The following is a 15821-nucleotide window of genomic DNA, read 5'->3' as shown; positions in this document are numbered from 1 at the left end:
GGTTACACGACAACGCAGCGGTTACGGCCGGTTTGTTTGGCGCGGTACAAACCTGAGTCGGCTCGATTGAAAATCGATTCGTTAGTGTCGCCATCGATAAATTGGCTCATTCCGCAGGATAAGGTGATCGACACTTTGTTGCCATTGGCATTGAAGCTACTGTTTTCCAAGGTTTTTCGAAGCTTTTCCGCGATCACCAAGGCGGATTTGGCATCAGCGCCGGGTAATATCATCACAAACTCCTCGCCGCCGAAACGCGCCACGAAATCGGTTTCTCGGCAGTGTTTGAGTAATAATTCGGCTATCACAATCAGGGCCTTATCCCCGCTTTTATGGCCGTAAGTGTCGTTGATGCTCTTAAACAGATCCACGTCCCAAACCATTAGTGTCATCGGCGATTTATGCCGTCGGCAACGCGCCATCTCATCCGCCAATCGATCCTCGAACGCCAACCGATTGGGCAGATTAGTCAACGGATCGCGGGTCGCGCGATGTTGGGCCAGATCCAGTTTCGAGCGCAACTCAGAGGACTCGGACTCCATTTCCCGCAACCTTTGTGACAGGATCTGCATGTCCCGTTGGGTTTTATCGCGTTCCTGCTGTTCCTGGAGATTGTGTGCTTGGATCTGTTGCGTGATAGTGGTTAATCGACTGCTGACAATTTGCTTCAGCGGCTCAAGTTGCGTCGCGTTCTCGGACTTTTCGCGTAGCTCCATAATTTGCTCGGATACCGCTTGATCCAGCAGATTGCGCTTTTTAACCCTTATTTCGTTGGCGGCGTTAACACCGGTCGCTTTTACACCTAATTCGGTTAATTGCTCGGTCAATTTCGACAAAAATGCCGCCATCTCCTGCTGTTCGGATTCCAAATGTTTTTTTATCGCCAACAGCAATGCAACCGTATCGTCAAAAATAGGCCCTAAGGCTTGATCGGCATGCAGCCGGTTTTTGATCTTTTCGGCGTCTTCGGCAAAAACCAACGGAATTTCCGCATTGTCCAACAAACGAACCAGTTGAATATTGATGGCTTTAGCATCCGCTCCGGTTAGCTCCAAGGCCAAGTCCATGTTGGCAAGCGGCTTGTTGCCCTCTATAAGCTCCAACAGTGCCAGATAAAAGGTCTGATTGTTACTGAACAGGCGGTTTTCGTATTTTTCGCGAATCTCATCAAGCTGATCCGAGTGTTGGGGATATTGTTTGCCAAGAAACTCGAACAGCAATGAAGCGTCGATGAGAGTAGGCTCAGGCGATTCTTCCAGCATTATCAGCGCATTAGAAAAAGCCGATAGCTCTTTCTGCAATTGCTGACTTTGCAGGCCGCTTTTTAATAAATTGCGAATACGGTTTAAGTGAGGATCAAGTTGCCGGTTTAGGCCTTTAACGGCCAGCGCAAAACGGACGATAGTTTTGCACAACAACTCTTCGTTGGCTTTGTATTGTTTTTCAGTGTGTTCCTGGTCGTCCAACAGCTTGAGGTATTTTTCCTTCCACCTGTCCGGACCCTCATCCTTGTTTTTAAAAAAAACCATGAAACGTGCCCTAATTCTTAAATTCTTAGTCGCTTGATTATAGACTATCGTTGAATTTGTGAAGAATATCCTACAATCAGCATTCGCCCCTCACGTCCTTGTGCGGCAATTCGTTAGTGGGGCGTTTATTTTTTCTGGCTTTCTTGTGCGATCAATTGATTGACTACGGTCAACATGTTGGCTTGAGATTTGGCCGATTGAGCGGTGACTTTGTATTTGCCGTTGACAATCAGTGCAGGTACCCCACTGATACCGTAACGAGGACCGGTAGATTCGGCTTGACGCAGCTTGGCATCGACCAAAAACGAGTTAAAAGCACTGCGAAAATCCTCGTCCTTAACGCCATGATCTGCAAAAAACTTAGCCAGTTCGTCTTCGCTGACTAATTTTTGCTTCTTGTTCTGAATTGCATCGAACAGATCGGCGTGGACTTTATCCAAAATACCTAACGCTTCGGCCGTAAAATAGGCCTTGGCATGCTTGCCCCACAGATCGCTGAATACCGCCGGCTGACGGATAAACTCAACATTGGCGGGTTTGGTTTTCAGCCATTCGACCATAGACGGTTCCAGGCTATAGCAATGCGGGCAGCCGTACCAAAAAAACTCGATCACTTCGATCTTGTCCGGATTTTGTACCGGCTGTGCCGGCGTTATGGCTTCGTAACCGCCTTCTGCATTTACCAGCGAAGAAAAGCCCAACAGTCCCAACAATGCGATTATTTTTAACATCAACGTTCTCCGTAATAATGTATTCCCGATAAAAAACCATGTTTACACCCAGATGCGTAAACAATTTGACAAAAAATCGAACGTATTCGCCCAGTCAATGACTGGTCCGCACCTCGTCAGCCCTCACTTCGTAACATTCAAGCAAACGCAGTTCTGTAATCTAACCCAATCTGTTGCGGAGCTGACCTTGTCCAGTTTTCAAGGCAACGCTTCCGCGCCGGCCTTCAGGAAGAGAGCTTTCAGAACGAGGAAGGCAGGTTGCGACAAGAGCGAGGAAGAGAATTTAATCCTTGTGAATCAAGGACTGGTCAAATCCGGCAGAGCAGCAACTCCGCCGGATAACGAAGGCTTATTTCATCGTGGAGATGTAATAAGCAACCGCTTTAATATCCTCGTCAGTCATTTTGGTGGCGATCATGTGCATCATGTTCTCCCGGTTGTTGCTGCGGGCACCGGTTTTGAAATCAGTCAGACTTTTAATCAGATAATCGGCGTGCTGCGAATGTAAGGACGGGAATGAGGCCGGTTTATTGCCTTCAGCATAAGGGCCGTGGCATGCCACGCATGCCGACACTTCGCGGCTGATATTGCCGTTACGGTATAAGTCGCTACCTTGCGTAATTAAGGCATCCAGCGCGGCTTTTTCTTGCTCAGGGGTTTTTGCGGGCGCATCGTCGTCATTCGCCGGCAGTTTGGGCGCCGGATTGGTGGAAATTTTGTTGCCGGCATAATAACTGGCAAGCTCTTGAATTGTTTGCTCGTCAAGGCCCGCCGCTAATGGCGCCATCATCGGGGCCAAGCGCGCGCCGCTCTTGAACGCTTGTAATTGCTTAACCAAATAAGTTTGATGCTGTCCCGCCAATTTCGGAAACGCCGGCATCGTGCTGTTACCGTCTTCGCCGTGGCAGCCCGCGCAACTGGCGGCTTTGGTTTTTCCGGCGCTGGCGCTGGCATTACCTTGCGCGTTTACATGGCCGGCAGCAGTTGCCAACAACAAAGAGATGGAAACAGTCAGCAATTTTTTTATCATTATGGGCCCCTGCTCAGGAAGGTTGATTCGATATAAAGCAAGCTGATGTCAGCCGCCGGACGTTATAATGCCCGGATTCTAACCGATTTATAAACACTAAGCGAGATTGTGATGAATCCCATCTACCACCAGGCCAAGTTCATCAACAGCGCTCCCAAACTGAAGGACGCGCCGCCCGACCAAGGCATGGAAATCGCTTTCGCCGGCCGCTCCAACGCCGGTAAATCCAGTGCAATCAATACGCTGGTGCAACAAAATGCCTTGGCCCGCGTCAGTAAAACCCCGGGCCGTACCCAATTGCTGAATTTTTTTGAAATAGACGCCCAACGCAAACTGGTCGACCTGCCCGGTTATGGCTACGCGAAAGTGCCGGAGGCCATCAAAAAAGATTGGCGGCAGATGATGGAACGCTACTTACACGACCGCCAAGCCCTGTGCGGTATCGTTCAAGTCATGGACATCCGCCACCCACTCACCGATTTCGATTGGCAAATGGTTGAATGGTGCGAACATCGCAAATTGCCCTTGCACATTTTGTTGACCAAATCCGACAAACTGAAATTCGGCGCGGCCAAGACTACTTTATTGCAGGTGCAGCGGGATTTGAGTCAAGCGGATATTGTGGTGACTTTGCAATTGTTTTCCGCTTTGAACAAAGTCGGCATTGACGATGTACACCAGGTTTTGGATGAGTGGTTTGGGTTCAGGAAGATGGTGGTGTCGGAGGATTAGGCTTCGCTGTTCTGACGAGAAACCCAAAGGTACGTTCGGCAGACTTTCAACTTCAAACGTAAGTTGAAACGGTCCAAAAAAACGCTAAGTATTTTACAACCCACCGCGAATGCAGTTATCGCCCGTTCTGTTTAATGACGAATCAGGGCCGTCAAGGTCGGTCAAGGATATGCCCAGATAATTGCTGATTTCGTTGCTTAACGGGCTAATCAGCGCGGCGAGATTCTTAATCCGATCATAATCTGCCCTTAATTCTGTTTTAAGCCAGTCTCCCTAGAATTTGCCGCAACTGAATAATTTCCCAACAAGGAGTCATATATGTTCAGAGTGACAAAAATCATGTTGATCGGTTTGTTGTTTTCTTCAGCGGCTTTGGCCGATGACGATTGGGGCGAGCATCGTCATCATCGGCACCACCACCATCACGGTCACGGTTATGGACGCGAGTATTACCCTGCTTACCCTGTGGAGCGGGTGTATGTGCCCGAGCGAGTAGTGGAATATGTGCCCATGCAACAGCGCTATTACGCGCCGCCGCCACCCCCGCCAGTTAGATATGGCGGTTACGACCAGCGTTCTCCGCAAGGTTTGGTTGGCGGTTTGGTGGGTAGTGCGATGGGTTATGAAATGGGTCGCGGTGACCCATTGGCGGCCGGTATCGGTGCTGCGGCCGGTTCGTGGATTGGCAATGGGATGAATAGATAATGACGAAGCTAACAGTCTGTTCAGTCACTGTCGTTTGTCTGTTGGTATCGGCTTGCGCTTCGCAAACCGGCTGGACGCCAACCGTCGATGCTTACAATAACCCAAATTCTTACCGCTTGAATCAGGATATGCATGAGTGCCAGCAATTGGCATCGCAAGCGTCCGGAGGCACTGCGAAAGAAGCTGCGATAGGTGCCGGCGTTGGCGGCCTGATTGGCGCGGCCGGTGGCGCCGCTTTGGGCGCAGTGCTCGGCAGCCCTGGAAAAGGCGCGGCTATCGGTGCAGCTGCCGGCGGTATCGGTGGTGCGTCCAAACAAGGTATTCAATCCGAAGACCGCTATAAAAACGCCTACAACAACTGCTTACGCCAACGCGGCCATCGGGTAGTTAACTGAGCAATCCGTCAGGATAAACCGGCTCGGCAATCTCGTCTGAATTTTTCAACTCTATCCATTGAAGACTGCTTGTTTAAGCAGTCTTCCACGCGGAGAAACAGTTATGTTCTTAAACACGGTATCGGTTTTTTCAAGCCGATTTAGCCTCAACGTGCGGCGATGGCATACAGTTATGCCGCTGATGTTTATTAGTCTACTTAGTGCCTGTTCCAGTGTTCCGACGCTGCAACGCACTGACGATCAAGCCGTGCTGACCGGTACGACTAAGACGACTTACACCAAATCCTATAAAGTCAAAGGTAAAACTTATTCCCCGCTGCACAGCGCGCTAGGGTACAAAGCGCAGGGCTTGGCTTCCTGGTATGGCGCAGAATCCGGTAATTTTACGGCCAATGGCGACCGCTTCGATCCGCGCGGCATGACGGCGGCGCATAAAACGCTGCCGATTCCCTCTAAAGTTCGGGTTACCAATCTGCGTAACGGCCGTTTTGTGGATGTGGTGATCAACGACAGGGGGCCATTCAAGGCTAATCGACTTATCGATCTGTCCCAGGGCGCGGCGGAACAGATCGGTATGCACGGATTAGCGGAAGTGACGGTGGAATATTTGGGAAGTTAGGCAGCTCAGTGCATGTTGCTGCGCTTTGCACCGAAGCGACTTGCGCTATGCGATTCTGTAAAGCGGTGGACTATATGTTTTTATGCCTTTCTTCCACCATCGCGTCGATATACTGCATCACCTCGGCGCTGGCGGCCTCGGCCAGTTGCATTTGCCGAATGATCTCATCAAGCATGCCTGGATCATCCACCCATTTGGATCGAGAGACTTCATAAGCCTTTTGCGTCGTCCTATGCACCTCTGCATGCGGCTGATTCAATTTGGCGTAAGCGCTGGTCGAGCGGAATTTTTCATAGCCCAGTCCTTCGTAATACCATTTTCCTAACCGGCAATTATGGTTGTCTACCATGATCGCTTGGTGATGCGGACACTCGCTGAAGGTTTCTATCGCCACATAGCCGTTTTGTTTGTAAACCACATGATCCAGTTTGGCCAGGACGCCGAAGGATTTGTCTTTGGCATAAGAAATGTAATCGACCGAAATTTTTGCCGACTGCGAGAGATTGGAAAACTGCTGGCGGAAGGAGTTGACCTGAGCCAGTATCTCTTGCGACAGCGATGACGAACTTTCAGCCTCGATTTGCATTTGTTCGACTCGTTTATTAAACGATTTCAATGTTCTGGAGACTTCCAACGCGGCGTTCTTGGTATGCTCGGAGAGATTTTTGACTTCGTCCGCGACTACCGCGAAGCCCCGTCCATGCTCGCCGGCGCGTGCCGCTTCTATGGAGGCGTTTAAGGCCAGCAGGTTGGTTTGATCGGCAATTCCGGTAATCATCGATAAGGATTCAGTAATTTTTTTGCTGTCGTTAATCAGCGCACCGATCACATCCGACACCGAATGTACATTGGCATTGATGTCGGACAGGGAGTTGCTGATGGTTTCGACGGCGGATAGGCTGGCGTTGGCGTTTTCACCCGTTTCCACAGCAATATTTTCTACTTTCTGCATTTGCTCGGTGATATTGAGCAAGTCGCTCTGATTACCTTTCAGATTGTTGAGCAGATTGTTGGTGTTGAGCGCATGCAGACCGGCCGATAAACGCCGCTTGATCGTTAATTTGTCGTTTTCATCCATTAATTTGATGGCGTCGTTCATATTCTTCGCCGATTTTTTCAGTATGCCCGGAAAGCCGTCAACCAAGGCATAACGGTCATAATTGCCTTCGGCTGCGTGCTGGAAACAGGAGTTCATTTCTTTGAAGTAAGACTCCATGATGTCCAGGGTTTCATTGAGCTCCCAGGCTATTTTGCCGACTTCGCCCATGCCTCGCGTTTTGGTGACGCGATGATAGAGTTGGCCTTGATTAGTGTGTCTCAGCACTTCTTCTATACGCTCTAATACCAGCAGGCATTGTTTGCCGGCGTGCCAGGCATCCAGAGCTATCACCGGCAACGGCAGCAGCAAGCCAAGCATGAGCCAGGAAAAGCCATGCGTGATAAGCGTGTAGACGAATGCCGCAACGGTAAAAAATATAACGGCTGCCACCGCATAATTCAGCTTGGTTCTTAAAAACGGAATATTGGCATTTGAATTCATGGCTTACACTCCGTTGGGCTTGTAAAGGCTTAGCACAAGGCTATTGTAATTTTTAGCGCCGGATTGCTGAACCACGTCAAATAGGTATTCCAGCGATTTATCCGGGGCATCTTTGACTGAATGGCGTTTCTCGATGGCCAACATTTCCTGATAAATCGGTATGATGACCCCCAGTGCGTTACGGGGCGGATTACGGCGCACCGAATAGTAACCCTGCAATTTACCGTCCTTGTCATAATCCGGCGTAATGTTGGCAAATACCCAATAAAATCCGCCATCCCGGCATAGATTTTTGGCAAACCCGAAAAACTCGTCACCGGCTTTTAAGGTATTCCACATAAATCTGAACACGCCGCGCGGCATGTCAGGGTGTCGGATGATGTTGTGCTGTATGCCCAGCAATTGGTGTTCCGGATAGCCGGCGATTTCCATAAAAATGCGATTAGCGTAAGTGATCCGCCCAGAGGTGTCGGTCTTGGAAACGATAAAATCATCGTCCGCGAGTTTTTTTTCGTTATTGTTAGGCGTGATAGTCGGCTTCATATTCCGTACCTTAATTTGGGGCTATTGGTGGTCAGTCCTGGCATATTTTGCGCGAAAACCGGATGAGCTCGATCATGGCCGCATCGGACATTGGTTCGATCCGGGATTCTCATAGCCGTGCATATTGTGGGGTATTCGCTCGCCACACAAGATTAGCTCAATTGAGCAAATTAATCAGAAGGCGCTTGATTGAAGTGGCTTCGAAGGGCTTGTCTAGTATGGCGGAGACTTCGGATTTTTCGATGGCCGCCAGGCGGCTTTCATTTTGCTCGCTGGTGACCATCAAAATAGGTACCGAGCCGCGTTCGGAATGGTTGCGAATGTGATCGACCAGTTGTAGGCCATCCATCTGCGGCATGTTGTAGTCGGTGACTACCAGATCGAAATACTGCTGATTGAACATTTGCAGCCCTTGTTTGCCGTCATGCGCGGTCACAATTTGCCCAACGCCAATATTTTCGAAAACCCGGGTCAAGTATTTCAACGAGAATTCGCTGTCGTCTACCAGCAGCACGCTCAGGTCCTCTATGTCCAGATGGGTGAGGTTAAGTTTTTCCGGGCGAACATACTCCAGCGTGGAATGCAGGGCGGTTTCCAGGGCCTGACGGGTAAACGGCTTGGGTAATATGGCGATGGCCCCGGCCTGGCGGATCGGTTCCAGATATTTGATATTGGTCTCGCTGGAAATCAGCAAAAAGGCCATTTCGTAGGACTCGTCGTGTTTGCGAAGCGAGGTTACCAACTCCACGCCGGTCATGTCGGGCAAATACATCGAGCTGATAATCAGATCGGGCCGGGAGTGCTGTAAACGCTCGAACAACTCCGCGCCGGTATTTAGGCAGGTAATGTCGTTGATATCGCAAGCATGTAAAAAATGGGAAATGATTTGCTGCTGAGTATGCGACGGCTCGACGAGAAAAACCTGAAGATTGGCAAGCTGATAGTCTGTCATGGATTAGTGGTTTTTCATGCAGTATAGGGTTAAGCCGATATGCGCTTGTTTGGCAAAATGCTTGGCTGCGGTGAAGTCCTCGCGCGTTAAGGGTAGTCCATGAATAGAATGGTCGCAATAAATGAGGCCCACGGTCTTTTTCTCCGCATAAACCGGGAAAACAAAGCACTCGTAATCGCCGATATGCTGGCGGATTTGCGGCGTGTAAAGCTCGCGATGCTGCTGGGGAAACAGCCAGACGCCTTCTTGCTGTTGCAAGGCGTGAAACAGTAAGTTCGCGGACGGTTCGGAATTGTAAATACGGATTTTTTGGTCAAGCCCGATTTTATGCCAGCCTAAGGAAAATTTTTCGTTTAGCGTCTGTTTATCCGGACTGAGCAGCATGAACAAAGTTCTGTCCATTTCTACGCCACGATGTATGCCTTCCAGCACCATTTCAAACAGGCCGTTTAGATCGATTTGCCCGCTGATGTGGCTACTGATGTCTTGCAAAATTTGAAATTGCAGCTGTTTCTTGTCGGCCTTTTCCTCTTCAGCGTCTTCGAATTTGGCAATGATGGCTTCGGTGCTGATGAATTTGGAGGCATCGTTGGCGCCAAACTGGCGGGCGATATGCACGGCTTCCGAGGTGTTTTTGTCGATCTTTGTTTTCAGGGTTTCCGTTGGCAGGCCGGTGAATGCGGCGACTTTCTGCAGACAAACCCGCATGGCGTCTGAATCGCGGCCGGCTTTTAGAGCCAAGCAAATCTGATGCCCTAGTTGCACCATTTGCACCCGTTTTTCCGCGGAATCCGGCTTGGCGATGGCGTCTTCTATCAGGCCGCCCAGGCTCCAGGATTTACTGAGCTTTTTGCCCAAGTCTTGCAAGGTGAAGCCCAGTATTTTTTTCTCAGCTTCGCGATTGTTCAGGCCGCTTTTTTCGATTTGCTCATGGACTTTTTTGGATTGCGGATTGCCGGAGCACCAGAAGGCAATGTGGCCGATATTGTGCAGTAGCGCCGCGACAAACACTTCCTCGGGCGAGGTATCTCCCATGCTGAGCGCCAAATCCTTGGCCTGCACGGCGGCATGCAAGGCTAACGCAATTTCTCGATTAGCCCTGTCCTTGTTGGTGGACGACAGCATCGCTTCGAAAAACGAGCAAGCCAGCGTCAGCTCTCTGATCACCTCCGCGCCCAATACCACGATGGCGCGCGATACGGTGCTCATCTTTTGTTTCGATGGATTGTAGTAAGGGCTGCTGCCCACCTTAAGCAGCTTGGCGGTGAGGTTGGGGTCTTGCAGAATTACCGTCGCCAGCTCGATGGCCCCCTTGTGCCTGTCGTCCAACGCCGCGTAGATATTATGCGCGGTGTTGGAGAAAATCGGCATTTCCTGCACGCGGAGTAGCTCTGTCCATTCGTCCAGAGTTTGCGGTGGCTTTTGTGGGGGAGCCGGATTCATGGCTTACACTACAGGGCTTTGATCTTGGCGTACTGTTCCTTCAGATTCGTCAATGATGATTGTAAACCGGCCAGTTTCTCGCGCTCTTTGTCGATGACTTCCGGCGGAGCTTTGTCGACGAAGGCGGCATTGCTCAATTTGCCTTCGATACGCGGCAGTTCCTTTTCGATGCGCTGAATTTCCTTGTCCAGGCGCGCCAATTCGGCGTCTTTGTCGATCAAACCGGCCATCGGGATCAGGATTTTCATGTCGCCGACCAGCGCAATCGCCGATTCCGGCGCGTCGTCGTCCGCCGCCAGCCAGGTAATACTTTCCAGGCGGCCCAGTTTCAGCAGATAACTTTCGCTGTCTTTCAAATAAGCTTGATCGGTGTCGCTGCCGTTTTGCAGTAACACATTCAGCGGCTTACCGGGGGCGATATTCATCTCGCCACGAATGCGGCGGATGCCAAGGATGAAGTCCATCGTCCATTGGATTTTGGTTTCCGCGTCGGTGTTGATAGCCGTGCTATCGCTTTCCGGGTAAGGCTGCAGCATGATAGTCGCTGCGGTGACACCGGCCAGCGGGCCAACCCGTTGCCAGATTTCCTCGGTGATGAAGGGCATGATCGGATGCGCCAAACGCAACACGGTTTCCAGTACTTTCAATAAAGTTTGGCGCGTGCCGCGTTGCAAGGTTTCGTCGTCGCTTTGCAGCGAGATTTTCGCCAGCTCCAGATACCAGTCGCAGTATTCGTTCCAGGTGAATTCGTAGATGGCTTGCGCGGCCAAATCGAATCGATAGCTGTTGATCGCATCGGTAGTCGTTGCGATGGTGCGGTTCAATCTGGACAGAATCCACAAGTCGGCCTGGCTGTATGTGCATTCCGCGCAATCGATGCCGTTATCCTGGTCTTCGGTGTTCATCAGCACGTAACGCGCGGCGTTCCACAATTTGTTGCAGAAGTTGCGATAGCCTTCGGTACGCTGCAAGTCAAAGCGAATGTCGCGGCCGGTCGAAGCCAGCGACGCAAAGGTAAAACGTAGCGCGTCAGTGCCGAACGATTGAATGCCGTCCGGGAATTGCTTGCGGGTGGCTTGTTCGATTTTTTTGGCCAGATGCGGCTGCATCATGCCGGACACCCGTTTAGCTACCAAGGCTTCCAAATCGATGCCGTCGATGATGTCGATAGGGTCTAGCACGTTACCTTTGGATTTAGACATTTTCTGGCCTTCCGCGTCGCGGACCAGACCGTGAATGTACACTTCCTTAAACGGTACTTCGCCCTGGAATTTCAGGCCCATCATGATCATCCTTGCCACCCAGAAGAAAATGATGTCGAAGCCGGTGACCAATACGCTGGTCGGGTAATGTTTCGCCAATTCCGGGGTTTGCTCCGGCCAACCCAGCGTCGAGAACGGCCATAGCGCCGACGAGAACCAGGTGTCCAACACGTCTTCGTCCTGCTTCAACGGATAATCGGCGGCCAAGCCATGCGTGGTGCGGATTTCGGCTTCATTATGGCCGACGTATGTATTGCCCTGATCGTCGTACCAGGCCGGAATCCGGTGGCCCCACCAGATTTGCCGGGAGATGCACCAGTCCTGGATGTTGCGCATCCATTCGAAATAGGTGTTTTTCCAGTTGTCCGGCACGAATTTGATGGCGCCGGTTTCGACGGCTTCGATGGCCGGCTTGGCCAACGGTTCGATTTTCACGTACCACTGATTGGTCAATAAAGGCTCGATCACAGCGCCGGTACGGTCGCCGCGCGGCACCATCAATTTATGGTCGGCGATTTTTTCCAGTAGGCCTTGTGCGTCCAAATCGGCAACGATTTTCTTGCGCGCTTCGAAGCGGTCCAGGCCAATATAGGCGTCAGGAATAATGGTAAAGCCATCATCGTTGCCGCGAATCGCCGCATCGACGGTAAAGATGTTGATCAAGCCGCCGTGCGGCAGGTCGGCGATGGCGGATATTTGTTTATGCCGCGACCAGACTTCGTAGTCGTTGAAATCGTGGGCCGGCGTGATTTTCACGCAGCCGGTACCGAATTCCGGATCGACATATTCATCGGCTATGATCGGTATGCGGCGACCAGTCAGCGGCAATTCGACGAATTCGCCGAGCAGATGTTTGTAACGCTCGTCATCGGGATGAATCGCCACTGCCGCGTCGCCGAGCAGGGTTTCCGGACGGGTGGTTGCCACCAATAAGTGGCCGGTGCCGTTGGTCAACGGGTAGCGCATATACCACATCGAGCCGTTTTCTTCTTCCGACAGCACTTCCAGGTCGGAAACAGCGGTGTGCAGCACCGGATCCCAGTTCACCAGACGTTTGCCGCGATAAATCAGGCCTTCTTCGTACAATTTGATGAACACTTCCTGCACCGCATCGGACATGCCGTCGTCCATGGTGAAGCGCTCCTTCTCCCAATCCAGCGACGAACCCATCCGCCGCAATTGTCGGGTGATGGTGCCGCCGGACTCTTCCTTCCATTCCCAGACTTTCTCGATAAACGCCTCGCGGCCCAAGTCGTGGCGGGTTTTACCGTCGGCGTTGATGATGCGTTCCACCACCATTTGCGTGGCGATGCCGGCATGATCGGTGCCCGGTTGCCACAGGGTGTTGTAACCTTTCATGCGGTGATAACGGGTCAGCGCATCCATGATGGTGTCCTGAAACGCATGCCCCATATGCAAACTGCCGGTGACGTTGGGCGGCGGAATCATGATGCAATAGGAGTCGCCATCTTGCTTGGTCGCGAAGTAGCCACTCTCTTCCCAAAGTTGATACCAGCGTTGTTCGATAGCGTGCGGGCAATAGGTTTTTTCCATGTTTTGTGTCGGATGCGCTTGGGTTTAAATTAGGGGTGGTATTTTAACCGTAAATGCGCGGCGGGATAGAGTTAAAGGCGATTCGAGGGATCGGTTGGCTGTTGCCGAATTTTTCTGTTTGGCAGTGACCTGCCTATCGGAGACAGGATGCTTGCTTTGGCGCAGGAAAATTATTGTTAGCGTCACGCACGAGCGTATATCATCGCGTCCTGGATGATATACAGAAACTACTTAATTACTTGTTAGAGCACACATGACTCCCCTTGCATCCGCCGCACCGACACTGATGTCCGAGGTAAGGTCTGCTCTCGCTAGCGCAGGCTACGAATCTGCCGCCTCGCAGGTTGAAAGCGGAGAAATTGAGCGTTGCACCTACGACGACGATGCTGAGGCTGGGTACGTATATTTTGTCAGTCCTAAGCCGAGCGCGCATTTCGCCAATCTCTCCGCGCCGATTGCGAAGACCCTGCCTTTCCTTGAGGTCGGCTTCAACGTCGATCTCGATCACGACGGAAACGTTTTTGGCGTTGAGTTTCTCGACCGTTCAGACTTCGTTAGCGAGCTAAGAGATGCAAGTGTGCTCTAACCCAGCAGTCGAGCGGACCTGCGCGAAAAGCCGCGCAGGCCGCTCACTTTCACGTTAAAGGCTTTCAGAGTCATGGGTAAGTTCAAGCATCACAGCTACTTTCAAAAAGACAAGCATATACAGAGCTATCTCTTTCCGAATTTATGCTTTAAATGCAGAAAGAGCTTTAAGAAACCTCAATCTTCAATCTCAAGAATTTGCCCAGAATGTGGTGGCACATTGATCGAGGTCAACCGAAAGTTTTCCGCTCCGAAAGCCGCAGATAAAGCGCAATGGGATAAAGTCAAATATCTCGTGGAGCATGGATTCCTATTTCATTCAGTCTATGAGCAGCGTGAGGATGGAGGCTACTATAAAATCTCTTACCCAGAATCACTTGATGAGGCAAAAGATTTTGTTACCAGATACAAAAAGCAAGCCATCAACCAAGCCTTTCAACACTGCGCTCAAGGCGACGCTTCGCTGCGCGCCCCTTAGCTAGGCGTTATGCCACAGATAAGCTCATGGATAATCATCGCGCTTTAGCAAGACAATTGGCTCAGATAGCAATCTCCGCAGGACATCCCCTTGATTGGTTTGAACAGCTATATGCCAAAGCCCGTTCAGACGGCACTCCTATCCCGTGGGCTGACTATACGCCAAATCCAAACATGATTGAGCTATTTCAAAAAACGAACAACCTTCTTACTTTTGGGCAAAAGGCTTTGAAGATTGGGTGCGGCTTAGGTGACGATGCAGAATGGCTTTCCTGCCTTGGCTTCGACGTGACTGCTTTTGATATTTCGCCAACCGCCATTTCCGAGTGTGGGAATCGGTTTCCAAATACCAATGTCAAGTATGTGGTTTGCGACCTTTTTCAAGCTCCTGATAACTGGCAGGGGGCTTTTGATTTGGTGCTCGAATCGTACACGCTTCAAGTGCTTCCGCCTGAGTTGCGCACTAAAGCATTACAGCAAATTTGCGGGCTTGTCTCGCTCGATGGTTATCTTATGCTCATTGCTAGGTTGAGGGATGAATCAGAATCAACTGGCTCAATGCCTTGGCCACTTGTGCGAAAAGAAATCGACATATTGAAGTCACAAGGCTTTGCAGAAAAGTACGCGGAAGATTATTTCGATGGCGAGCACCCCCCCAGTGCGCAGGTTTCGTGGATGCTATCAGCGAAAGGCATAACATGGCGCTCCAGCGGTCGGCTTAGCTCTACGCTAGCCTAGGGTGGGCACATGCTTTTTGTGCCCACGCGGCATTGGAATGCGGTTTACTCATTCGGAAATGACGGTGTGACGATAACTGGTGAATGCCGAAAAGCAGTATTTTTGGGTTTAGGTAGGAATTAGGCTGCGGAAAACCCCGCAGCCTGGACTTGCAAATTATTTGCGTGATCGTTTTTTCTTGCTTGGCGCCGATGGCTCGGCAACCGGTTCTGGCCTTGCGGTCGAAGGCAGGCGCGCGGAAACTTCGGTTAAAAAGTCGTTTTCAAGTTTGTTAGAGGACTGACATGTGACATTGGTTGGGCGATAACTGACATCGGCTTTTTGTGTGTCCGGTTCGCGGGAGCTGAAATTCCATACGCCGACCCGCTCGACTTTGTCGCCGATTTTTTTGTCGATTACCAAAGTGTATTGGCTGTTGATCTGAACCTGGGTCTTGTTATCTGCCACTGGACGAGCCATCACATTGGCTCTGCCCGAAAGATGCATAATCAGGTCGCTTATCGTCATATAGTTAATAACCGATTTGGGATCGGGATGGATAGTCTTTTGGGCGCTTTGATTACTTACAAATTCTCCGCAATTGACATAAGCGCCGATATTGCCACGGATATTGTCGTATTCGAGAGTCATCAAGCCGCTACCCTTGTCAAAGTTTTTGATATTGAAGAAGGTGGCGCCGGCGACATTAGTGATTGTTGACCAAGTTGAGTCGAAATCTGCATTCACTTCACGAGAATAATCCAAGGTTTGCGGCGCTTGCGGCGGTTGATAGACGCCGGTTGCGACGCAGCCAGCCAATAGGTTGCTAGCGACAAAAAGGGTGGCGGCAAGAAATTTATTCATAGAATTGTCATTATCCTTTGCTGATATTTGAGAAGCCGTTCGTTCCGAATGGCTCGATAGCTCCCAACTGAGTCTATCTGCTATGAATTATACACAAGCTTGAAAGGGCTAATGGCTCGTAGCGTCGACTAGCAAGCTCGACA

16 protein-coding genes are annotated in these 15821 nt (G+C 50.8%); 7 read left to right on the top strand and 9 right to left on the bottom strand.

Going from position 1 to position 15821, the window contains the following annotated elements:
* Nucleotides 1-2: 2 nt before the first annotated feature.
* From DDY07_RS17410 to DDY07_RS17400, 3 genes are all read right to left on the bottom strand, one after another.
* The gene (locus DDY07_RS17410) at nt 3-1529 is read right to left on the bottom strand and encodes a GGDEF domain-containing protein (RefSeq protein ID WP_171696801.1); all 1527 of its coding nucleotides are present in this window, start codon (nt 1527-1529) and stop codon (nt 3-5) included.
* 125 nt (nt 1530-1654) lie between these two features.
* Nucleotides 1655-2260: a thiol:disulfide interchange protein DsbA/DsbL gene (locus DDY07_RS17405; RefSeq protein ID WP_033158503.1), complete on the bottom strand. Its 606-nt coding sequence runs from the start codon at nt 2258-2260 to the stop codon at nt 1655-1657.
* 349 nt (nt 2261-2609) lie between these two features.
* A complete protein-coding gene (locus DDY07_RS17400; protein ID WP_171696800.1) occupies nt 2610-3290 on the bottom strand; it encodes a cytochrome c in 681 nt (226 codons plus the stop codon).
* A 111-nt stretch (nt 3291-3401) separates the two neighbouring features.
* Here DDY07_RS17400 and yihA point away from each other — a divergent pair, with 111 nt between their 5' ends.
* The 4 genes from yihA to DDY07_RS17380 all read left to right on the top strand — a co-directional run bounded on the left by yihA (nt 3402) and on the right by DDY07_RS17380 (nt 5741).
* On the top strand, nt 3402-4022 hold the full coding sequence (gene yihA, locus DDY07_RS17395) for a ribosome biogenesis GTP-binding protein YihA/YsxC (protein WP_171696799.1): 621 nt from the start codon (nt 3402-3404) through the stop codon (nt 4020-4022).
* 318 nt (nt 4023-4340) lie between these two features.
* A complete protein-coding gene (locus DDY07_RS17390; protein ID WP_171696798.1) occupies nt 4341-4727 on the top strand; it encodes a hypothetical protein in 387 nt (128 codons plus the stop codon).
* On the top strand, nt 4727-5122 hold the full coding sequence (locus tag DDY07_RS17385) for a glycine zipper family protein (RefSeq protein ID WP_171696797.1): 396 nt from the start codon (nt 4727-4729) through the stop codon (nt 5120-5122). Before DDY07_RS17390 ends, DDY07_RS17385 begins: the two co-directional genes overlap by 1 nt.
* Nucleotides 5123-5294: 172 nt before the next feature.
* Nucleotides 5295-5741: a septal ring lytic transglycosylase RlpA family protein gene (locus tag DDY07_RS17380; RefSeq protein WP_253734527.1), complete on the top strand. Its 447-nt coding sequence runs from the start codon at nt 5295-5297 to the stop codon at nt 5739-5741.
* 70 nt (nt 5742-5811) lie between these two features.
* On the opposite strand, the gene DDY07_RS17375 is transcribed toward DDY07_RS17380, so the two are convergent.
* The 5 genes from DDY07_RS17375 to DDY07_RS17355 all read right to left on the bottom strand — a co-directional run bounded on the left by DDY07_RS17375 (nt 5812) and on the right by DDY07_RS17355 (nt 13035).
* Entirely contained in the window at nt 5812-7281 is a 1470-nt protein-coding gene (locus DDY07_RS17375) for a methyl-accepting chemotaxis protein (RefSeq protein ID WP_033158510.1), read from the bottom strand.
* Between the two features lie 3 nt (nt 7282-7284).
* Nucleotides 7285-7824: a PAS domain-containing protein gene (locus DDY07_RS17370; RefSeq protein WP_171696795.1), complete on the bottom strand. Its 540-nt coding sequence runs from the start codon at nt 7822-7824 to the stop codon at nt 7285-7287.
* 157 nt (nt 7825-7981) lie between these two features.
* Nucleotides 7982-8776: a response regulator gene (locus DDY07_RS17365; protein WP_033158512.1), complete on the bottom strand. Its 795-nt coding sequence runs from the start codon at nt 8774-8776 to the stop codon at nt 7982-7984.
* Between the two features lie 3 nt (nt 8777-8779).
* A complete protein-coding gene (locus DDY07_RS17360; RefSeq protein ID WP_171696794.1) occupies nt 8780-10219 on the bottom strand; it encodes an HDOD domain-containing protein in 1440 nt (479 codons plus the stop codon).
* Between the two features lie 8 nt (nt 10220-10227).
* The gene (locus tag DDY07_RS17355; protein ID WP_171696793.1) at nt 10228-13035 is read right to left on the bottom strand and encodes a valine--tRNA ligase; all 2808 of its coding nucleotides are present in this window, start codon (nt 13033-13035) and stop codon (nt 10228-10230) included.
* 253 nt (nt 13036-13288) lie between these two features.
* On the opposite strand from DDY07_RS17355, the gene DDY07_RS17350 reads away from it, so the two are divergent.
* From DDY07_RS17350 to DDY07_RS17340, 3 genes are all read left to right on the top strand, one after another.
* On the top strand, nt 13289-13621 hold the full coding sequence (locus DDY07_RS17350; protein ID WP_171696792.1) for a DUF2283 domain-containing protein: 333 nt from the start codon (nt 13289-13291) through the stop codon (nt 13619-13621).
* A gap of 72 nt (nt 13622-13693) precedes the next feature.
* Nucleotides 13694-14098, top strand: a complete 405-nt coding sequence (locus DDY07_RS17345; RefSeq protein ID WP_171696791.1) for a hypothetical protein — start codon at nt 13694-13696, stop codon at nt 14096-14098.
* A gap of 26 nt (nt 14099-14124) precedes the next feature.
* On the top strand, nt 14125-14835 hold the full coding sequence (locus tag DDY07_RS17340; RefSeq protein WP_171696790.1) for a bifunctional 2-polyprenyl-6-hydroxyphenol methylase/3-demethylubiquinol 3-O-methyltransferase UbiG: 711 nt from the start codon (nt 14125-14127) through the stop codon (nt 14833-14835).
* Nucleotides 14836-14991: 156 nt separating this feature from the next.
* Here the strand turns inward: DDY07_RS17340 and DDY07_RS17335 are convergent, their stop codons facing one another.
* Complete coding sequence (locus DDY07_RS17335) at nt 14992-15579, bottom strand: hypothetical protein (protein ID WP_171696789.1); 588 nt, start codon at nt 15577-15579, stop codon at nt 14992-14994.
* Nucleotides 15580-15821 lie beyond the last annotated feature (242 nt).

Origin of the sequence: Methylomonas sp. ZR1 (assembly GCF_013141865.1) — a bacterium.
In the GTDB taxonomy this organism is placed as follows: domain Bacteria; phylum Pseudomonadota; class Gammaproteobacteria; order Methylococcales; family Methylomonadaceae; genus Methylomonas.
This window is presented reverse-complemented; position numbering and strand designations above follow the sequence as displayed.